General features: G+C 71.9%; 19 protein-coding genes and 1 tRNA gene. 5 read left to right on the top strand and 15 right to left on the bottom strand.

What is annotated here, in order from left to right; genetic code table 11:
- Nucleotides 1–8: 8 nt before the first annotated feature.
- A complete protein-coding gene (gene pelF / locus ABTZ03_RS36290) occupies nucleotides 9–1,544 on the bottom strand; it encodes a GT4 family glycosyltransferase PelF (protein ID WP_350517442.1) in 1,536 nt (511 codons plus the stop codon).
- A gap of 113 nt (nucleotides 1,545–1,657) precedes the next feature.
- Entirely contained in the window at nucleotides 1,658–4,012 is a 2,355-nt protein-coding gene (locus ABTZ03_RS36285) for a hypothetical protein (protein ID WP_350517441.1), read from the bottom strand.
- A gap of 418 nt (nucleotides 4,013–4,430) precedes the next feature.
- On the opposite strand from ABTZ03_RS36285, the gene ABTZ03_RS36280 reads away from it, so the two are divergent.
- Complete coding sequence (locus ABTZ03_RS36280; RefSeq protein ID WP_350517440.1) at nucleotides 4,431–5,318, top strand: tyrosine-protein phosphatase; 888 nt, start codon at nucleotides 4,431–4,433, stop codon at nucleotides 5,316–5,318.
- 26 nt (nucleotides 5,319–5,344) lie between these two features.
- On the opposite strand, the gene ABTZ03_RS36275 is transcribed toward ABTZ03_RS36280, so the two are convergent.
- The 8 genes from ABTZ03_RS36275 to ABTZ03_RS36240 form a co-directional block, all read right to left on the bottom strand.
- The gene (locus tag ABTZ03_RS36275; RefSeq protein ID WP_350517439.1) at nucleotides 5,345–6,295 is read right to left on the bottom strand and encodes an RNA polymerase sigma factor SigF; all 951 of its coding nucleotides are present in this window, start codon (nucleotides 6,293–6,295) and stop codon (nucleotides 5,345–5,347) included.
- 145 nt (nucleotides 6,296–6,440) lie between these two features.
- Complete coding sequence (locus ABTZ03_RS36270; protein ID WP_400928172.1) at nucleotides 6,441–7,376, bottom strand: RNA polymerase sigma factor SigF; 936 nt, start codon at nucleotides 7,374–7,376, stop codon at nucleotides 6,441–6,443.
- A 190-nt stretch (nucleotides 7,377–7,566) separates the two neighbouring features.
- A complete protein-coding gene (locus ABTZ03_RS36265) occupies nucleotides 7,567–7,860 on the bottom strand; it encodes a Dabb family protein (protein ID WP_350517438.1) in 294 nt (97 codons plus the stop codon).
- 12 nt (nucleotides 7,861–7,872) lie between these two features.
- Nucleotides 7,873–8,037 (bottom strand): hypothetical protein, encoded by a 165-nt coding sequence (locus tag ABTZ03_RS36260; protein ID WP_188304848.1) that lies wholly within the window; start codon nucleotides 8,035–8,037, stop codon nucleotides 7,873–7,875.
- 496 nt (nucleotides 8,038–8,533) lie between these two features.
- A tRNA-Ser gene (locus ABTZ03_RS36255) sits at nucleotides 8,534–8,623 on the bottom strand.
- A gap of 67 nt (nucleotides 8,624–8,690) precedes the next feature.
- Entirely contained in the window at nucleotides 8,691–9,218 is a 528-nt protein-coding gene (tadA, locus tag ABTZ03_RS36250) for a tRNA adenosine(34) deaminase TadA (protein ID WP_350517437.1), read from the bottom strand.
- A gap of 50 nt (nucleotides 9,219–9,268) precedes the next feature.
- Nucleotides 9,269–9,826, bottom strand: coding sequence for a tRNA adenosine deaminase-associated protein (locus ABTZ03_RS36245; RefSeq protein ID WP_350517436.1), 558 nt, complete (start codon nucleotides 9,824–9,826; stop codon nucleotides 9,269–9,271).
- A gap of 317 nt (nucleotides 9,827–10,143) precedes the next feature.
- Nucleotides 10,144–10,380, bottom strand: coding sequence for a hypothetical protein (locus tag ABTZ03_RS36240; RefSeq protein ID WP_350517435.1), 237 nt, complete (start codon nucleotides 10,378–10,380; stop codon nucleotides 10,144–10,146).
- 162 nt (nucleotides 10,381–10,542) lie between these two features.
- Here ABTZ03_RS36240 and upp point away from each other — a divergent pair, with 162 nt between their 5' ends.
- Nucleotides 10,543–11,178 carry a uracil phosphoribosyltransferase gene (upp, locus tag ABTZ03_RS36235; protein WP_350517434.1) on the top strand — a complete coding sequence of 212 codons (636 nt, stop codon included), beginning with the start codon at nucleotides 10,543–10,545 and terminating at the stop codon, nucleotides 11,176–11,178.
- A 104-nt stretch (nucleotides 11,179–11,282) separates the two neighbouring features.
- Here the strand turns inward: upp and ABTZ03_RS36230 are convergent, their stop codons facing one another.
- Both ABTZ03_RS36230 and ABTZ03_RS36225 read right to left on the bottom strand, forming a co-directional pair.
- Nucleotides 11,283–11,963 (bottom strand): LytR C-terminal domain-containing protein, encoded by a 681-nt coding sequence (locus tag ABTZ03_RS36230; RefSeq protein ID WP_350517451.1) that lies wholly within the window; start codon nucleotides 11,961–11,963, stop codon nucleotides 11,283–11,285.
- Between the two features lie 282 nt (nucleotides 11,964–12,245).
- Nucleotides 12,246–12,542 carry a type II toxin-antitoxin system VapB family antitoxin gene (locus ABTZ03_RS36225; RefSeq protein WP_350517433.1) on the bottom strand — a complete coding sequence of 99 codons (297 nt, stop codon included), beginning with the start codon at nucleotides 12,540–12,542 and terminating at the stop codon, nucleotides 12,246–12,248.
- Nucleotides 12,543–12,762: 220 nt separating this feature from the next.
- Here ABTZ03_RS36225 and ABTZ03_RS36220 point away from each other — a divergent pair, with 220 nt between their 5' ends.
- Nucleotides 12,763–14,337 (top strand): helicase HerA-like domain-containing protein, encoded by a 1,575-nt coding sequence (locus ABTZ03_RS36220; RefSeq protein WP_350517432.1) that lies wholly within the window; start codon nucleotides 12,763–12,765, stop codon nucleotides 14,335–14,337.
- Between the two features lie 34 nt (nucleotides 14,338–14,371).
- Here ABTZ03_RS36220 and ABTZ03_RS36215 read toward each other — a convergent pair whose 3' ends face one another.
- Entirely contained in the window at nucleotides 14,372–15,538 is a 1,167-nt protein-coding gene (locus ABTZ03_RS36215) for a hypothetical protein (RefSeq protein WP_350517431.1), read from the bottom strand.
- A gap of 100 nt (nucleotides 15,539–15,638) precedes the next feature.
- Complete coding sequence (locus tag ABTZ03_RS36210) at nucleotides 15,639–16,322, bottom strand: rhomboid family intramembrane serine protease (protein WP_350517430.1); 684 nt, start codon at nucleotides 16,320–16,322, stop codon at nucleotides 15,639–15,641.
- Between the two features lie 106 nt (nucleotides 16,323–16,428).
- Here ABTZ03_RS36210 and ABTZ03_RS36205 point away from each other — a divergent pair, with 106 nt between their 5' ends.
- Nucleotides 16,429–16,947 (top strand): YbhB/YbcL family Raf kinase inhibitor-like protein, encoded by a 519-nt coding sequence (locus ABTZ03_RS36205; protein WP_350517429.1) that lies wholly within the window; start codon nucleotides 16,429–16,431, stop codon nucleotides 16,945–16,947.
- Here ABTZ03_RS36205 and ABTZ03_RS36200 read toward each other — a convergent pair.
- Nucleotides 16,895–17,947 carry a helix-turn-helix transcriptional regulator gene (locus ABTZ03_RS36200; protein WP_350517428.1) on the bottom strand — a complete coding sequence of 351 codons (1,053 nt, stop codon included), beginning with the start codon at nucleotides 17,945–17,947 and terminating at the stop codon, nucleotides 16,895–16,897. The two genes, ABTZ03_RS36205 and ABTZ03_RS36200, sit on opposite strands and share 53 nt — an antisense overlap.
- Nucleotides 17,948–18,044: 97 nt before the next feature.
- Between ABTZ03_RS36200 and ABTZ03_RS36195 the strand changes: the two genes are divergently transcribed.
- Nucleotides 18,045–19,577: an MFS transporter gene (locus ABTZ03_RS36195; protein ID WP_350517450.1), complete on the top strand. Its 1,533-nt coding sequence runs from the start codon at nucleotides 18,045–18,047 to the stop codon at nucleotides 19,575–19,577.
- Nucleotides 19,578–19,600: the final 23 nt, after the last annotated feature.

Genomic DNA, 19,600 nt, shown 5'->3' with positions numbered 1-19,600 from the left:
GCGCTCGTTCACGCTCCGACCTCGCTCGGCTCGGGCCGGGCGGTGGCCAACTCGGGCCGGGCGGCGGTCAGCTGCTGGTCCCAGTCCGGGCTGGGCGCCTGGTCGGTGACGGCGACCATGCCGCCGGGCATCCAGCGGGCGGTGCCCAGGAGTTCGGTGTAGATGCCCCGGAAGCCGTCGATGTTCTGGCGGAGCGTGAACTGCTCGATGACCCGCAGCCGGGCGCCCTCGCCGAGCCGGGCGCGCCGCGCGGGGTCGCGCAGCAGCTCGATCGCGGCGGCCGCCATCGGCTCGGGCTCGCGCGGCGGGACGACCAGTCCGGTGTCGCCGACCGCCTCGCGCACGCCGCCGACGTCGGTGGAGACGGTCGCCCGGCCGCAGGACATCGCCTCGATCAGGGTGAACGGGAAGCCCTCGCTGATGCTGGAGAGCATTACCACGTTGCCCGCCGCGTACGCGTCGGTGATGTCGGCGACGCGGCCTTCGAAGGCCACCGAGTCGGCCACGCCGAGCTCGGCGGCCAGGGCTATGCAGCCGTCCCGGTACGCCTCGCCGCCCTTGGGGGTGCCCCCGAAGAGCCGCAGCCGCGCCTCGGGGATCTCCTGGTGGACGAGGGCGAAGGCCCGGATCAGCGTCTCCAGGTCCTTGATCGGGTCGACCCGGCCGGCCCAGCTGAGGGTCGGCGTCTCGGGCTCCGGCCCGGCCGGCGGGAAGGCGGCCGGGTCCACGCCGTTGTAGACGGTGCGGATGTGCGCGGACGGGGTGCCGCCGCGCTCCTCCCAGCGCCGGTTGTACCGGTTGCCGGGGGTGACCAGCGCGGCGACCCGGTAGCTCTCCTCGGCGAGCATCCGGTAGAAGCCGAGCAGCAGTGCCTTGACCGGCCAGCGGTACGGGCCGGTGCGGTAGCCGAGGTAGCGCTCGCGCAGGTAGATGCCGTGCTCGGTGAGCAGAAACGGTACGCCGTACTGCTGGGCGGCGATCAGCCCCGGCAGGGTGGCGAGGCCGCCGCTGGCCGCGTGGGCGACGCCGTCCTTCGGCGGCTCGACCGACAGCGGGCGCAGCGCGTGCTCCAGCAGGTCGGTGGCGTTCAGCGCGTCGTGCAGGGTCGGCCGGGAGACGGCCGTGGGCAGGTAGTCGCGGGTCCAGACGTGCTGGAGGGTGCGCAGGGCGCGCTCGCTGCGCAGCGCCGGGCTGAGCAGCCCGCGCCGGGCGAGGTCGGCGAAGCCGTACAGCTCGGTGCCGAAGTGGGTGGTGTAGACCGGGTCGAGGATGGAGTGGAGGAAGCGCTCGTACGCGTTGAGGAAGCGCCGCATCTCCTTGCCGCGCGGCGCCCGGGCCTCCGCGGCAGGGCCCCACAGGGGTGCGGTGGTGACCGACCGCACGTTGGCGGGCAGTTCCCAGGCCAGTGGTTCCTGGCCGGTCCCGGTGACGGCGATGACGTCGAAGTCGACGTCCGGCATGCCCTGGACGAGCTGGTCGCACCAGACGCTCACGCCGCCGTGCTGGTGCGGGTACGTCCCCTCGGTGAGCAGGGTGACGCGCATTCCTGTCCCCCCTCCTGTTCTTGCGTGGTCTGTCCGGCCTGGGTGGTCGGAGCGGGAGCCGTGGCGGGGCCGGACCGGTTGCCCGGCCCGACCCCGCCACGGGGTGCTGCGGGTTACCGGTGGCCGGAGTTACCGGTGCCGGTGGTGCCGTGCGAGGCCGTCCCCCCGGACGGCTTGCCGGTCTGGGCGCCGTTGCCCTGGGTGCCGGCGCCCGGCACGACGTCCTTGCCGGGAACCGGGGTTCCGCTGCCGGGGACGAGCGACTGGGCGGGCTTGCGGGTGACGTCGCTCGGGCCCACCGGGACGGGGGTGGCGACGCCCTGCGGCACGACCTTCTTGTCCGCCGGCGCCGGTGCCGGCACGGACTTGGCCGCGACGTTCGGCGTGACGGCGGCCGGTGCGGCCGGCGCGCTGCCGGAGGGGAGCTGCAGAACGACGCTGCTCTGCAGGGCGCCCGGGGACACCCAGCCCGAGAGCGTACCGGCGTAGGCCGAACCGAAGGCGGCCGTTCCGATGGCCATCTTCTGAGCAGTTCCGGTCGGCATGGTGGCCTGGACCTGAACACCGGCCGGCGCGTTGACGGTGACGGTGTTGCCGATCTTGTACGCGGTGACCTGACCGGCCGTGACGGCCTTGTTCCAGGCGGCGCGCTTCTGGAACTCCTGGCCGATCTCGCGCTCGCCGAGGTTCACGATCGGCGCGCTGTCCGTGTACAGCGAGCGGTAGGTGCCGAGGATCTTCTCCAGCACCGGGTAGATGATCCGGTCCTCGGAGAGGTTCGACTGGTGCACGAAGTGCGGCCGCGGGTCGTTGTTCAGCACGTGGCCGAGGTCGATCCGGGCCTCCAGCGGCACGATGTACGACTGGAAGCCGGTGGCGGTGTCCAGCGGTTGGGGCAGGCAGGTGGAGTTGGCGTTGTTCTCGCAGACGCCGCTGCCGCCGTTGGCCTTGCTGGTGTAGATCCAGTTGTACTCGTCGGCCTCCTCCTTCGCCGTACCGGCGTTGTAGAAGACGTTCATCGGGTACCGCGGCACGGTCAGCGTGGAGGAGCCGACGGCCCGCTGGGCGGGCTCGCGGGAGGCGTCGCTGCCGGTGTACTTGATGCCGTTGGCGGCCAGCGCCGGCGCCAGGTACGGGTTGTCGCTGGTCTCCTGCGGAGCGGTCAGCAGACCCGAGTGCTCACCGGTGACGAGGACCTGCGGGTCGACCTTGAGGCCGTTCGCGGTGGCCCAGTCGAAGTTCTGCTTGATCTGGGTGGAGATGGTGTTCTGGTCCACCCAGACGGTGTTGCCCGAGGCGTCCTTGGTGCACTTCCACGGCACCACGGAGACGTCCTGCACGCAGCCCAGGTACGGGTGGGTGAAGGTGTGGTTGACCCACCGGTAGCTGGTCTGGTCGGCGATCAGCTGGTTGGCGGTCGGGTCCACCGTGGTCTGGTGGTCGGCCTTCCAGTCCTCGCTGCCGCCGCCGTTGAACACCATGTCGATGGTGAAGTTGTTGGCGGCCTGCCACTGCTTGAGGTGCTGGGCGTCGGCCGGCGTCATCCGGATCGGGTTGGCGGTGTCCGGGGTGCCGGGCGGGCAGGTGACGTCACCGGGGGTGCACTTGAGCACGGTGTCCCAGCGGTCGTCGGCCAGGAACACGTCGTCCACGTGGGTGGCGAAGTAGTTGCGGTCGTAGCCGAGGTGGACGCCCTGGGTGATCCAGTCGACCATGCCGCGGGCCAGCAGCCGGTACTGCTGCTGGTACTGGTTGTAGACGAAGGTGACGACCAGTTCCTTGCGGCCGTCGTGGGTGTACTCGCCGACCAGCGAACCGCGGGTGGTCGAGCCGGGTATCGCGGCGTCGACCAGCGGGACGAAGGAGGCGCCGGACGGCAGGTTGGCCAGCGGGGTGGCGAGGTAGCCGTAGCTCTCGCTGACGTTCGGGTCGTTGTCCTCGAACGGCACGCTGCCCTTGAGGTACCCGAACGGGCCCGAAGTTCCGGCGGTCGTGGTGGCCGCCTGGAATCCGTCCAGGGTGCCGACGAATCCCGGATTCTGGGCGTAGTTCAGGCCGACGGCCGGGCTGGCCCAGGTGTACGCGTCGATCTGCCGGACGTTGAAAGCCGCTTCGTAGGTGGCGATCGCGGTCATCTCGGCGGCGCTGTTGGGGAAGGGGTTTTCGTTGGGCAGCACGATGCCCTGGTACTTGCCCCGGGGGAGCCCGTTCACCGTGTCGCTGAGGAAAGCGGAGTTGATCACGGGGCGGTTGGGGTCATTGAGGCTGACGACCTTGTACGGCGTGCCCTGGCTCTTCAGCTCGGCGGTGATCGCCGCGACGGAGGGGCCCCCGTCGTCGATGACCAGGACGGTGAGGTCGATCCTGGGCGCCGGCGTGGTGTCGCCGTGGGCCAGGGTGATCTGCAGGCCACTGGCCAGCAGAACTGCCGCTGCGCAAGCGGCAACTCTTCGGGTCGCTCGACCCATGTTCTGATCCTCCCCTTGGGACAGGCACCGCACTGCTCGGCGCTCGCCTGCCCGTGTAGCTGTTCGCGGGCAGCAGGCTGCCCGGCGCCCATCCTGGTCGAGGGTCGGCGGTGCGAGGGACCAATTGGGCGAGAGTGCAGCGAACCTGTTACCAACGTTCATGGTGAAGCCATGGAGGCGCTGATTGTGACCGTAACCGGACCGCCCGCGCAAATAATGAATTGAAAATGAAAAACCGGAAGCCGACCGCTACTCGTGGTTACCGACTCTGCGGCCCGCGCCGAAGGGCTGGGCACCTACACTGTCGTCGTTGCGACATGACACTCTTGCACATCCTGCCGCACCAATGGGCAGGTTCATGCAATATCGGGCACCGCTGTGCCATGTGACAGTCCGAATATGCAATGGAGGCGCACGAGTGGCCGATCGTCAGATCGCGTCCGAGCGAATCAGGGGCCTGCGGAATGCCTTCCCGGCGGCGGACGGAACGGTCCTGGTCGGGCGCAGTCTCGGTCTGCGCGGTGCGGTCAACGCCCGGGACCTGGGCGGGTACCGGACGGCCGACGGCCGGGCGGTCCGCGCCGGAGCGGTGCTCCGCAGCGATGGCCTGAACCACGTCACGGCCGAGGACCTCGACCCGCTGGGCGCGCTCGGACTGCGCGCGGTGGTCGACCTGCGCAGCCCCGAGGAGATCCGCGAGGCCGGTCCGGACCGGCTGCCGGACGGCGTGTCCACCCACCACCTCCCGCTGCTGGCAACAGACTTCGACATCCACCTGACACTGCGCGGCGCGCTGGCCGAGCGCAGCCCGGACCGCCAGCGCGAGCTGCTCGGGGACGGCCGGGCGGCCGCCATGATGACCGGTCTCTACCGCTGGTTCGTCACCGACCCGGTGGCTCGGGAGCAATTCGCCGCCCTGCTGCGGCTGCTGGCCGATCCGGACGGTGTGCCGCTGCTGTTCCACTGCTCGGCCGGCAAGGACCGCACCGGCTGGGCGGCGGCGCTGGTGCTGACCGCCCTGGGCGTGGACCGCGCGACCGTGCTCGCCGACTACCTGCTCACCAACGAGCGCGCCGCCCCGGTGGTCGACCGGGTGCTGGCGGACTTCCGCGGCCGCGGCCTGATGCGCGAGCCCGAGCTCCTCCTGCCGGTCTTCCGGGCCGACCGCGACTACCTGGACGCGGCCTTCGCGGAGGTCGAGGCCGGCTGGGACGGCTTCGACACGTTCTGGCGGGAGGGGCTCGGTCTGGACGAGCGGGTGCTGGCCGGACTGCGCGCCAACCTCCTGGCGGACGACGGCAGTTGAGCCGGGCGGCGGTCGGCCCTCGTTGATCAGCCCTCGTTGATCAGCCCGGCGCGGAGCTGGGTCAGCGTCCGGGTGAGCAGCCGGGAGACGTGCATCTGGGAGATCCCGATCTCCTCGCCGATCTGCGACTGGGTGAGGTTGCCGAAGAACCGCAGCATGATGATCCGTCGCTCGCGCGGCGGAAGTTTGGCCAGCAGCGGCTTCAGCGACTCCCGGTACTCCACGCCCTCCAGCGCGAGGTCCTCGTAGCCGAGGCGCTCGGCCAGCGGGCCCTCGCTGTCCTCCTCGCCGGGGCTGGAGTCCAGCGAGCTGGCGGTGTAGGCGTTGCCCACCGCGAGGCCCTCGACCACGTCCTCCTCGCTGACCCCGAGGCAGACGGCCAGCTCGGCCACGGTGGGGGAGCGGTCCAGCCGTTGGGAGAGTTCGTCACCGGCCTTGGTGAGCGCCAGCCGAAGTTCCTGGAGCCGCCGGGGCACCCGGACCGACCAGCTGGTGTCCCGGAAGAAGCGCTTGATCTCGCCGACCACGGTGGGCATCGCGAAGGTGGGGAACTCCACCCCGCGCTCCGGGTCGAAGCGGTCGATCGCCTTGATCAGGCCGATGGTGCCGACCTGGACGATGTCCTCCATCGGCTCGTTGCGGCTGCGGAAGCGCGCCGAGGCGTACCGGACCAGCGGCAGGTTGAGCTCGATCAGGGTGTCGCGGACATAGGTGTGCTCCGCGCTGCCGGGCTCCAGCGCGGCCAGCCGCAGGAACAGCGAGCGGGAGAGCGTCCGGGTGTCCAGCCCGGCGCCGGGCGGTGCCCCGGCGGACGCTCCCGGGCCGGGTGTCCCCTGGCCGGGCGCCCCCTGGCCGGGTGTCCCGGTGTCGGGCCGTTCGAGCGACGTGGCCCGCTGGAGCGGGATCCGGTCCTCGGCGACCGCCGTACCCTTGGCCTGACCAGCGTGGATCTCCGCAGTGCCCAGCTCTCCGGACATGCACCCACCCCCTTGTGACTGACAATTGAACGGGGGCCTTCGCGCGGAGGTTCCCGGCGGAGGCCCAACCCCCTCCATACCGGAACACGGTGCACGCCAAACCCGAGCGTCGCAAGATGTCACGCGGGGGTAACGCGCTGCAACCTCACTCTTCCCAGGAGTTGCCGGTCCGAAGCCTGGTCAGGATCCGGGAGAGCAGCCGGGAGACGTGCATCTGGGACATCCCCAGCTCGGTGCTGATCTGCGACTGGGTGAGGTTGGCGAAGAACCGCAGCATCACGATCCGTCGCTCCCGCTCGGGGAGTTGGACCAGCAGGTGGCGGACCATGTCGCGGTGCTCGACCTCGGCCAGCGCGGCGTCCTCGTAGCCGAGCCGGTCCAGCAGGGCGAGGCCGCCCTCGTGCTCCTGGGCGGCCTCCAGGGAGGCCGCGTTGTAGGCCCGCCCGGCGTCCAGGCAGGCCCGGACGTCCTCCTCGGGGATCCGCAGGCTGGCGGCGATCTCGGGCACCTTGGGGGCCCGGCCGTGCAGCACCGTCAGTTCCTCCATGGCGCCGCTGACCTGGACCCACAGCTCCTGGAGGCGGCGCGGGACGTGCATGGTGCGCACGTTGTCCCGGAAGTAGCGCTTGATCTCGCCCAGGATGGTCGGCAGCGCGTAGGTGGGGAACTGGACGCCCCGGGTCGGGTCGAAGCGGTCGATCGCGTTGATCAGGCCGATGGTGCCGACCTGGACGACGTCCTCCATCGGTTCGCTGCGGCTGCGGAAGCGGGTGGCCGCGTAGCGGACCAGCGGGATGTTCACCTCGATCAGGGCGGCCCGGACCCGCTCCCGCTCGGGGGCGTCCGGAGGCAGCTCGGAGAGCCGCTCGAAGAGCACCCGGGTGAGCGTCCTGACGTCCACGACGGGCCGGCCGCCGGGGCCGCGCAGTCCGTCCGGGCGGAGCTCGCCTGCCGGGCTGATGATCGCAGCCAACACCTCGTCCACGGACACGTCACCCCTCCCAAAGTCGACAACGGCGGGCCCTGCGGATCGGGTGTCGCGGCTGGTTCGCACCTCGCCATGTCCGGCAAAACCGGTCATAGCATCACAAGGTGGGCGCAGGTCGGGCAAGCACCCGGTGGAGGTGTGTTGATGGGGTGCGCGGGCCGCGGGCGGCCGGTCGGCGAGGCGCCGCAAGGGTCGTTCCCGGGCGGACCAAGACGCCCCGCCCGGGAGTCGGACGGGGCGGGCGCGGGCCGTCCGGGGGACGGCCGCGAGGGGGGCGGGTCGCTCAGACCTCGATGTCGGCGATCACCCAGGTCGCGAACTCGCGCCACTGGCCGGCCGCCGCCTGGTGCGCGGGGTGGGTCAGGTACGCCTGGAGGGCGGTACCGTCCTCGACCAGGCTGTTGATCGCGTAGTCGTACGCGATGTCGCGCTCGGTGGTGTTCCAGCCGGACTCCCACTCGCGCAGCTCGGGGATGAGCGAGCCCAGCTCGGCGAACGCCTTGGCGCCGGCGAGCACGCGCGGCTCGTCCTTGGCGACGCCCTCGTTGAGCTTGAACAGGACCAGATGGCGGATCACGATTGCCGCTCCTTACTTGATCAGACCGGTCATGAAGGTGCCGACCGCCTTGGCCGCGTTCGAGATGCCCTCGAAGCCCAGCTGGACGAGTTCGGCGGACCGGGCCGGTGAGGTGATGATCGAGTAGAGCACGAAGATGAGCAGGAGGGCCATGCCGATCTTCTTCGCCTGCGCCATCGTGACCTTCCTCCCTGCGGTGGGCCGCCGTCATCCGGGTCCCCGAGCGGCCCTGCACGGCAGCTTATCCACCGGACGGGCTATCAAGTGTGCGACGCGTTCGCCCGGCGGGACGAAGGTCCCCGCGAGTGGGGTCTTTCTCCGGATGCCCCGCGGAGGCCCGGGCGGCAGGATGGAACACGTGCCGAGGATCTGGCAGGAATCCCCGGCAGGTGGATCCGGAGTCCCCGCTGTGGGACCGGTCGTCGCGGCTTCCCCCCACGCGGCGCCGGTTGTGGGACTTCGACGGGGGAGCGGTCAGTCCCCCGAGCCGCTCCCCCTCCAAGGCTCCGTACGAGCCGGGCACGGTGGTCATCGGCCCGGAGTACGGGGCCTCTTTCGTGCCCGGGGTCGGGTCCGCGGTGTCCCGCAAGCCTTCGACGGTGCGTCGGGGACGCGCCGGGGGTGCGCGGAAACGCCGAGAGCCCGTCCGGATCGGACGGGCTCTCGGGCTTGCTGGCGGTAGCGGTGGGATTCGAACCCACGGTGGAGTTGCCCCCACACACGCTTTCGAGGCGTGCTCCTTTGGCCGCTCGGACACGCTACCGAGGGGAACTCTACCGGACGGGTGGCGCGGTCACGAAATCCGTATCGGGAGGGCCGTCGCCGGGGTCTCAGCGGTGGGTGTCGAAGAAGGCGCGCAGCTGTGCGCCGCACTCCTCGGCGAGCACGCCCCAGATCACCTCGGGCCGGTGGTTGAGCCGGCGGTCGCGCATCACGTCGAAGAGCGAGCCGGCCGCGCCGGCCTTCTCGTCGAGGGCGCCGTAGACCACCCGGTCGATCCGGGACAGCACGATGGCGCCGGCGCACATCGTGCAGGGCTCCAGGGTGACCACCAGGGTGCAGCCGCTGAGCCGCCATTCGCCGGTCTTCTCGGCCGCCTGCCGGATCGCGACCACCTCGGCGTGCGCGGTCGGGTCGCCGACCGCCTCGCGCTCGTTGTGGCCGCGCCCGATCACCTCGCCGTCCGGGCCCAGGACGAGCGCCCCGACCGGGACGTCCCCGGTGGCCGGCGCCAGGGCGGCCTCGGCGATGGCGAGGCGCATCGGCGCCGCCCAGCGGTCGCGGACCGGGTCGGGGCGGACGGGGGCGGGCAGCGGGGGGACGTGCGGGACGGTCAGCGGGGTGGATGCGGGCTGCATGGCATCCAGTGTCGGGCATCCGGTGGCGGACACCGGTGCGAGCGGTGCCGCTACCGGACCGCTTCCAGGACCTCGCCGCAGCCCAGGGCCTCGGCGATCTCCTCCAGGGCGTCGCCCGGCACCGCGCCCTCGCCGCTGAGGCCGAGCAGTTCGTCGGCGGCCAGGCCGAACTCGGTGAGCAGGTGGGCGTCGCCCAGCGGGCCGACCGGGACGCTGCCGTGGGCGTCCGCGTCCTCCTCGTCCTGCTCCTCGGTCTCCGCGTCCTCGTCCAGCAGGTGGTCGAGGTCGCCGAACTCGCTCTCGCCGGCCTGGTCGACCAGCTCGTCGGTGAGGACGGAGCCGTAGGAGCTGCGGGCGGCGGCGGCGCCGTCCGACACGAAGATCCGCGGGTCGTCCTCACCGTCCACCCGGACGATGGCGAACCAGGAGTCCTCCTGTTCGATGAAGATCAGGACGCTGTCGTCGTCCTGTGCGGCGCCGCGGGCCAGGTCGGCCAGATCGGCCAGGGTTTCGACGTCGTCGAGTTCCGTCTCGCTCACATCCCACCCGTCCTCGGTGCGAGCAAGCACTGCAGCGAAGTACGCCACCAGGGACACTCCCAAGATCATCGGTCTCGGCTGTCGGCGCGCTCGGGCGACGCGGAACTCTGGCCGCCCCCGCGCCAGAGGCGGTCCGCTTGTTCGGACCGTCCCATCGGAATCGTGACAGAAAGCCCGCCCTCGCGGGGGGTGTTCGGCAGCGCGTCTTTGCAGGTCGTGTCGGAAGGGCCGGGTGGCGGACGGCGGAACCGGGTCGGGGCCGTCCGGCGCCGGTCGAATTTTGTCCCGAACGCCTGTCGGATTCGCTGCGGGGTCTTGACGGGGCCAGGGTGCGGTGGTGTCGGGGTGCGGTGGTGCCGGGTCGGCACCGGGCGGGTCGGAGCCGGTCAGATCCGGAAGGTCCGCATCCGCATCGCCTCGCGCATCCGCCGCTCCTTGGTCCGCCGGGGCTGGACCCGCTCCCTGAGCTCACGGGCCTCGGCGAGCTCACGCAGGAAGACGGCCCGCCGCTTGCGGCGGTCCGACTCGGTCTCCGGGGGGTCCTGCGGAGGCCCGGCGCGGAGGGCCGCCCCGTCGACGGGCTCGTCCGCCGAGCCGTCCCCGGCCTTCGGGTTGCTCGTCATAAGACGTGACATTCCCAGAACGGCCGGGTTGATACCACAGCAAACGGTTCCGTCCGGACATTCCCCGACTGTCACGGCGTGTCACCGAAAGATGACAGCGGCCGGTGGGCGGCCTGGCACGGCGTGTCGTACAGGCGTCCAGGACCGGGCTAACCTCGGTACATGCGTCTCCACGTCGTCGACCACCCCCTGGTCGCCCACAAGCTCTCCACCCTGCGCGACGAGCGCACCGACTCGCCGACCTTCCGTCGCCTGACCGACGAGCTGGTGACCCTCCTCGCCTACGAGGCCACCCGGGACGTCCGCACCGACGAGGTGGAGATCACCACCCCCGTGGCGGTCACGCTCGGCACCCGGCTCAGCTACCCGCGTCCGCTGGTCGTCCCGATCCTGCGGGCCGGTCTCGGCATGCTCGACGGGATGACCCGTCTGCTGCCGACCGCCGAGGTCGGCTTCCTCGGCATGGTGCGCAACGAGGAGACCCTGGAGGCCTCCACGTACGCCACCCGGATGCCCGACGACCTGTCCGGCCGCCAGGTCTACGTGCTCGACCCGATGCTGGCCACCGGCGGCACCCTGGTCGCCGCGATCAAGACGCTGATCGAGCGCGGTGCCACCGACGTCACCGCGGTCGTGCTGCTGGCGGCGCCGGAGGGCGTCGAGGTGGTCCGGCGCGAGCTGGCCGACCTGCCGGTCACCGTGGTCACCGCCGCGCTGGACGAGCGGCTGAACGAGAACGGCTACATCGTCCCCGGCCTGGGCGACGCGGGCGACCGGCTGTACGGCACGGCCGGCTGATCACCCTTCCCCCGAGAACGTCCGAGAGCCCCCGGCGCTGCGTCTGCCGGGGGCTCTCCTCTTGTCCTGTTCCGGCTTGCCCTGTTCCGGCGGCCGGACCGGACCTAGCAGCTGCCGGTGGTGCTCGGGGCGGGCGAGGGCTTGATCGCCAGGGCGAGGGCGGCGGCCGCCTGGGTCTCGTCCAGCAGGGCGTTGTAGCTGTCGCCGATCACGAAGTCCACGCTGGTGTCCGCGCGGGCGTCGGCGGTGACGGTGGCTCCGGCGATTTGCGCGCCGACCAGGGTGCCGGCGGCGGCGCCGGTCGGGCCGGCGATCACCTGGGCGGTGCCGGGCACCTTCTTGTCCAGCTCGGCGGGCGCGTTGCCGACCTTGCCGATCGTGAAGCCGCGCTTCTTCAGCTCGTCGGCGGTCCGCCCGGCCAGGCCGGCCTTGGTGGTGGCGTTGTAGACGTTCACCGTGACGGCCGAGGGCTGCGGCACCGCGTGCGGGTCGACCGCGGCGGCGGGCGCGCCGGAGGCCGCGGGGGCGCCCGGGGTGGCGCCCGGGGTCGGGGCGGCCAGCGCCTTGCCGGACGGGGCGGCGCAGGCCTGGGCGGCGGCGTTCTTGTCCTTGCCGCGGAAGATGTCGTACAGCTGCACGCCGCCGAGGCCGATCAGGGCCAGGGCGAGCACGGCCGCGAGTGCGGCGATCACCTTGCGGCTCTTCTTCGGGGGGCGGCCCAGCCGCGGGTAGGCGTTGCCGGTGACGCGGTACTGCTTCCCCTTGAGGCCTTGGGGAGTCAACATGCTCACGGTCTGTCTCCCCCTCGTGCCGGGGCGGGGTCGGAGTGACGGGAGGGCCGGGCAGGGAAATCCCCCAGGTGCGGGCGGATCCCCTGGTCGCGGCCGTAGTCAGCAGCGTAGTGCCGGACAGCTGTGAAGGTACTAAACGATCATCATCTGGAGTACCCCGGTACCCGAAAGGAGGTACCCGGGTACGCCGGGACCGCCCTCCGCCGGGTGGCGGGGAGCGGTCCGGGGGACATCCGGGGGTCGTCCGGCTGGGTCCGAAGGCGTCCGGTGCGACCGTCAGTCCATTTCGAGGACACGGGCGTGCAGCACCTGGCGCTGCTGCAGCGCGGCCCGTACGGCCCGGTGCAGCCCGTCCTCCAGGTAGAGGTCGCCGTGCCACTTGACCACGTGGGCGAAGAGGTCCCCGTAGAAGGTCGAGTCCTCCGCCAACAGGGTTTCCAGGTCGAGCTGGCCCTTGGTGGTCACCAGCTGGTCGAGCCGCACCGGGCGTGGGGCGACGTCAGCCCACTGTCGGGTGCTCATCCGGCCGTGATCCGGGTACGGCCGCCCATTGCCGATGCGCTTGAAGATCACACGGAAAGCCTACCGTTCGGACGGTGCGTGGCGCAGCAGCCGGTGCGCCGCCACGCGCACGGGTGCGAGCTGCGGGTGGGCGATTGCGGCTGTTTGATGGGAAATGTCGTGAACATCGGCCGGTCCCGGCCGGGTTCAGGACCGGCGTCCGACCGCCGATCCCGTCCGGCGATCCCGTTCGCCGATCCCGTCCGGCGATCCGTTTCAGGAGCGTGCACCGATGGACTCCGCCCTCACCCCGCCGACCGTCCGGGAGATCGCCGACGGGTACGCCTTCACCGGGCCCGCGCTCGACCTCGGTGCGGTGCTGCTGGACGGCACCGCCTACCCCGACGCCCAGGTGCGCATCCCGCTCGCGGTGCTCAACCGGCACGGACTGGTCGCCGGGGCCACCGGCACCGGGAAGACCAAGACCCTCCAGCTGATCGCCGAACAGCTCTCCGCGCAGGGCGTGCCGGTGTTCCTCGCCGACATCAAGGGGGACGTCTCCGGCATCGGCGCGCCCGGCGCCCCCAGCGACCGGACCTCGGCCCGGGCCGCCGAGGTCGGGCAGCAGTGGACGCCGCAGGGCTGCCCGGTCGAGTTCTACTCGCTCGGCGGACAGGGCACAGGCATCCCGATCCGGGCCACCGTCACCAGCTTCGGGCCGCTGCTGCTCGCCAAGGTGCTGGACCTGAACGAGACCCAGGAGTCCTCGCTCAGCCTGGTCTTCCACTACGCCGACCGCCAGGGCCTGGAGCTCTACGACCTCAAGGACCTCACCGCCGTCATCGGCCACCTCACCTCGCCCGAGGGCAAGGAGGAACTGCGCACCATCGGCGGCCTCTCCGCCGCCACCGCCGGGGTGATCCTGCGGGCGCTGACCGTGCTGGAGAACGAGGGCGCCGGGGCCTTCTTCGGCGAGCCCGAGTTCGACACCGCCGAACTGCTGCGGACCACCCCGGACGGCCGGGGCGTGGTCTCGGTGCTGGAACTGCCCGCCGTCCAGGACCGGCCGCGGCTGTTCTCCACCTTCCTGATGTGGCTGCTCGCCGACCTGTACCAGGAGCTGCCCGAGGTCGGTGACCTCGACCGGCCCAAGCTGGTGTTCTTCTTCGACGAGGCGCACCTGCTGTTCAAGGGCGGCTCCAAGGCCTTCCTGGAGGCGATCACCCAGACCGTGCGGCTGATCCGCTCCAAGGCCGTCGGGATCTTCTTCGTGACCCAGACGCCGCGGGACGTCCCGGCCGAGGTGCTCGCCCAGTTGGGCAACCGGGTGCAGCACGCGCTGCGCGCCTTCACCCCGGACGACGCCAAGGCGCTCAAGGCCACCGTCTCGACCTTCCCGCGGTCCTCCTACGACCTCAGCGCGGTGCTCACCTCCCTGGGGACCGGCGAGGCCGTGGTGACCGTGCTCTCCGAGAAGGGCGCGCCGACGCCGGTGGCGGCCACCCGGCTGCGGGCGCCGCAGTCGCTGATGGGGCCGATCGAGGCGGGCGCGCTGCAGGCGGCCGTGGACGCCTCGCCGCTGACGGCGCGCTACCGGGACGCGATCGACCGGGAGTCGGCGTACGAGAAGCTGGCGGCGCGGGCGCCCCGGCCGGACGCCGTGCCGGTCGAGCCCCCGGCGCCGCAGCGGGAGCCGGCGCCTCGGCGGGAGCCGACGCCTCGACGGGAGGAGCCGAAGGGGGCGGGCGGGCTGCTGGGGTCGCTGCTCAGCAACCCGACCGTGAAGTCCTTCGCCCGCTCGGCCGGGAAGCAGCTCGGGCAGGAGATCTCGCGCAGCCTGTTCGGGACGTCCAAGCGGCGGCGGTGACGCGGGCGGCGGTGATGCGGACGGCGGACGCGGCTCAGCCGCTGAGGGCGGCGCCGATCCGGTCGAGCGAGGACAGTCGCATCAGCCCGTAGTTGTAGAACTCGACCTCGGGGACGCCGAGTTCACGCAGCACGGCGATCTTGGCGGCGAGGTTCTCCGGGCCGTCGCAGTCCGAGGCCATCGGGCGCAGGATGACCGCCATCCGCTCCGGGCGGACGCCGTGCAGGGCGAAGGCGGCGAGCTTCTCCCGGACGGCCTCCGGGGTCTTCGCGTAGCCGAGGGTCTCGATCTGGTCGGTGGCCCCGACGAGGGCGGGCAGGTCGATGCCGGAGAGCCAGCCCTTGCCGGGGCCGCCGCCGTCCATGAAGCTCAGCCGCAGGCCGTGCCGGTGGGCCTGTTCGGTGAGGTCGGCGGTGAGCGCGGTGACGGTGGCGGCGGAGGCGTCCAGGTAGGCGGCGAAGGCGCCGTCGGCCAGGGTGCTCAGGTCGGCGGGCTCGGCGGCGGCGGTCTCGTCGGCGAGGCGGCGGCGCAGTTCGGTCCGGACCGCCTCGGCGACCCCGTCGGCCGGGACGCCCGCGCGGTCGGCGGCGGCGCGGCAGTGCGGGCAGAAGCAGACGCCGAGCAGGGCCTCGGTGATCGGGCCCAGCTCCTCGAAGTAGCGCTCGTGGTGGTAGCCGTGGCGCAGGCCGTGGAAGTGCAGGGACTCGGCGCGGATCGCGTCCACGCCGTACCGGGCCAGCTCCTCGACCAGGGTCAGCGCGTACTCGCGGACCTCCGGGTGGGCCGGGCAGAGCTCGGTGAGGTGGCGGTCGCCGAAGGCGTTCGCCGGGGCGCAGTCGGGGTGGGCGAAGCCGAGCCGGTCGTTGTGGCAGAACACCGTCCAGGCGTGCAGCTTCAGACCCCGGCGGCCGGCCTCGGCGGCGGCCTCGGCGAAGGGGTCGCGGTCGCCGATCGCGCCGGACGGCGCCGGGGCGAGCCGGAGGCCGGCCCAGCGGGCCGGGTCCGGGCGGAAGTAGGCGGCACCGGGCTCCAGGTAGCGGATCACCCGGCGGGGGTTGTGCGGGAAGACGTCGCGGGCCTCGTGGTAGACGGAGGCCAGGGTGACGCCGCCGACGCCGGCCCGGTCGGTGAGGTTGCCGAAGAAGGTGTCGGCGCCCTCGTCGAGCAGGTCGGTGGCGAAGGCGAGGACGGACGACTCCACGGTGCGGCTCCGGAGCTGGGGGAAGGTGCGTCGTTCACGCTAGCCGCAGGGGTGGGAATGGTCTATACCTGGCTCGCCCGGTCGGCCTGCTCGGACGGACCTAGAGGCCCAGGTCGTCGAGCTCCTTGAGCAGGGCGGCGTTCGGGCTGCCCAGGCTGGGGGTCGGGGCGGGTGCGGGCGCCGGCCGCACCGTGTCCGCCGTCTTCGCCGTCTTCGGGTCGCGGAGCAGGACGGCGGCGGCCAGTCCGCCGATCAGTCCGCCGAGGTGGCCCAGCCAGCTGACGCCGTGGGCGATCGGCAGCACGCCGATCAGGATCGTCCAGTAGACCGCGGCGACGCCCAGGCCGACGACCGCGTCCAGCACGTTGCGGTCGAGGACCCCGCGCAGCACCACGTAACCGAGGTAGCCGTAGACCATGCCGCTCGCCCCGGCCGTCACGGTGTTCGGGCTCTCCAGCAGCCAGACCAGCAGCCCGCCGGAGACCGTGATCACCAGGCTGGCCAGCAGGAACTTCCGCATGCCCCGGTAGGCGGCCAGGAAGCCGAGCACGAACAGCGGCCAGGAGTTGGCCACGATGTGGTCCCAACTGAAGTGCAGGAACGGCATGGTGAACATCTCGGGCAGGTCGTCCACCCGATTCGCGCGCAGGCCGTACTCCCGGGACAGGTCGTAGTCGTCCAGCCAGTTCACCACCTGCACGGACCAGATGACGGCCTGGATCCCGAGCATGGTGAACAGCGCGCGGCGGGAGTCCGAGAGCAACCGGGCGAATGTCGAGGCCATGGCTCCGACTGTAAGGGGCGTCCGGGCCGGACGTGCACCCCCGGGCGGTGACCGGTCGCCCCAACTACAGTGACCGGTGTCATTCCGACCGTGAGAGGTGCACCCCATGAGTGTTCGTCCGCCGTTGCCGTACGAGTTCCTGCCGCAGGTGCCGTCCTTCCCGTTGAGCAGCCGGGACTTCGCCGAAGGCGGCACGCTGGGCGAGGAGTTCATCCACGCCGGTGGCAACCTCTCGCCGCAGCTGGCCTGGTCGGACCTGCCGGAGGGCACCCGGGGCATCGCCGTCACCTGCTACGACCCGGACGCGCCGACCGGCTCCGGCTGGTGGCACTGGCTGGCCCTGAACCTGCCCGCCGACACCGTCGAACTGCCGCGCGGCGCCGGTTCGTCCGACGACACCCTGCCGGGCGCGGCCTCCTTCCACGGGCGCACCGACTTCCCCGGCAACAAGTACGACGGTGCCGCCCCGCCGCCCGGCGCCCCGCACCGGTACGTGTTCGCGGTGCACGCGCTGGACGTGGAGAAGCTGGACGTCACCGCCGACACCCCGGCGGCCCAGGTGGGCTTCAACCTCACCTTCCACACCCTGGGTCGGGCGCTGCTGACCGGCGAGTACGGGGTCTGACCCTTTCCGATGGCCCGGCCGGTTCGGCGGGGGCCCGGCCGTCGCTCGCCGCGGCGTGCCGGGCCCTCGTCGCCACCGTGCGCAGGTGTTCGCGCAGCTCCGGGGGTTCGTGGACCTCGAAGTCGCAGTCCAGCATGAGCAGTCCGGCGGCCATCCACTTCACCGAGTCCGCGCGGGCGCGCAGCCGGCAGCTGTGGTCGTCGATCGGCTCGATCTCGTACTCGCCGGTCCAGGGCATCCAGCCGTCGACCTCGGCGGCGGGGCGGTGGACGGTGGCGACCATGGAGCGGGTCGGCGAGCGGCGCAGCCGGTTGGCCACGAAGGTGGCGGCGTCCTCGGCCGGGAGCGGGCGCGGGGTGAAGCGGGCGCCGGTGGCGAAGGGCTCGGTGATCCGGTCGACCCGGAAGAGCCGCCAGTCCTCGCGGTCCAGGTCGTAGCCGATCAGGTACCAGCGGCGGCCGGTGGAGACCAGGCGCTCGGGTTCGACGTTGCGGCGGGTCTCGGCGCCGTCGCGGGCCCGGTAGGCGAAGCGCAGCCGCTCGTGGTTGGTGACGGCGCCGGCCAGCAGGGTGAGGAGCTCCGGGTCGACGGTCGGGCCGTCCCCGGTGAGCAGCGGCACGGTGGCGTTGTTGAGGGTGCCGACCCGGTGCCGCAGTCGGCCGGGCAGCACCTGGAGCAGTTTGCCGAGCGCCCGTACCGAGGCCTCCTCGATGCCGACCACGGCGTGCCCGGCGGCCGCCCGCAGGCCGACCGCGATGGCCACCGCCTCCTCGTCGTCCAGCAGCAGCGGCGGCATCGCGGTGCCCGCGACCAGCCGGTAGCCGCCGACCGCACCCATGGTGGCCTGCACCGGGTAGCCGAGGTCGCGCAGCCGGTCGACGTCGCGGCGGATGGTGCGCGGGCTGACGCCGAGCCGTTCGGCGAGTTCGCTGCCGGGCCACTCGCGCGGGGTCTGCAGCAGGGAGAGCAGGTTCAGCAGCCGGGCCGGGGTGTCGGTCATGCCGTCCAGCATGCCGGACCAACTGGGACAGGTCCTGACCTATATGCCCCGTACCGTTCTCCGGGTGCAGAAGCAGCGGACCAGCGAGGAGAACGGCATGACTACGGCGGGAGCCGACCGGCGGAGGTGGATCGCGCTGGCGATCGTGATGGTCGCCTCCTTCATGGACCTGGTGGACGTCACCATCGTCAACATCGCCATCCCGAGCATCCAGCAGGACACCGGCGCCTCGTTCAGCGCCATCCAGTGGGTCACCGGCGGCTATGCGCTGGCCTTCGCGATCGGCCTGATCACCGGCGGGCGGCTCGGCGACATCCACGGCCGCAAGCGGGTGTTCCTGCTGGGGATCGGCGGCTTCACGCTGGCCTCCGCGCTGTGCGGGCTGGCCTCCGGCCCGGAGATGCTGGTCGCGATGCGGATCCTCCAGGGCGGCACGGCGGCCCTCATGGTGCCGCAGGTGCTGTCGATCATCCACGCGACCTTCCCGGCGGAGGAGCGCGGCAAGGTGTTCGGGATGTTCGGCGCGGTGGTCGGGCTGGGCGCGGTGTCCGGTCCGATGATCGGCGCGCTGCTCACCGAGTGGAACCTGCTGGGGCTGGAGTGGCGGCCGATCTTCCTGATCAACCTGCCGGTCGGCATCGCCGGCCTGCTGCTCGGCCGCCGCTTCATCGACGAGTCCAAGGCCGAGCAGGCGCTCAAGCTGGACCTGGTCGGCATGGCCCTCGCCAGCCTCGGCCTGCTGATGCTGATCTACCCGCTCACCCACGGACGGGAGGCCGGCTGGCCGCTCTGGGGCTACCTGTCGATGGCCGGCAGCCTGCCCGTGTTCGTGCTGTTCGTCGCGTACGAGAAGGTCAAGACGCGGCGGGACGGCTCGCCGCTGGTCGAGCTCTCGCTGTTCCGGGTGAAGAGCTTCGCGGCCGGCATCTGCGTGCAGCTGGCCTTCGGCGTCGCGCTCGGCATCTTCTTCCTGGTCTGGACCCTCTACATGCAGATCGGGCTGGGCTGGAGCCCGCTCAAGGCCGGTGCCACCGGCATACCGTTCTCGATCGCCGTCTCCACGGCGGCCGGTCTGTCCGTGCAGAAGCTGGTGCCCCGGTTCGGGCGGAAGGTGCTCCAGGCCGGCGCGCTGGTGATGGCAGCGGGCGTGCTCACCTACATCTGGGAGGCGCACCGGTACGGCACGGCGATCACGTCCTGGCAGATGGCGCTGCCGCTGGTGGTGATGGGCCTCGGGATGGGGCTGATCGTCGCGCCGATCACCGACGCGGTGCTGTCCGAGGTGCCGCGCCGGCACGCCGGGTCGGCCTCGGGGCTGATCAACACCGTGCAGCAGGTCGGCAACGCGCTCGGACTCGGGCTGGTGTCGGTCGCCTTCTTCGGGGCGATGGACGACGTGGTCGCGCCGGACGCGCTGGGGACGGCTTTCGGCGGGGCCTTCGTGCACGCGATGTGGTGGGTCACGGGCGTGCTGCTGGCGGTGTTCCTGCTGATGTTCGCGCTGCCGCGCGAGCGGGCCGCGGCTGCTGCGGGGGATTCGGAGCCTTCGGAGTCCTGGGAGTCCTCTGAGTCTTCGGATTCTTCGGACGCCGTGGCGGGCGACAAGGAGCAGGCGCCCGTGCTGCTCTGAGGGCCGTCCGGTGTTCGAGGGCC

It is taken from the genome of Kitasatospora sp. NPDC096077, assembly GCF_040303245.1.
GTDB lineage: Bacteria > Actinomycetota > Actinomycetes > Streptomycetales > Streptomycetaceae > Kitasatospora.
The sequence above is the reverse complement of the archived record's forward strand: the minus strand, read 5'-3'. Positions and strand labels throughout refer to the sequence as shown.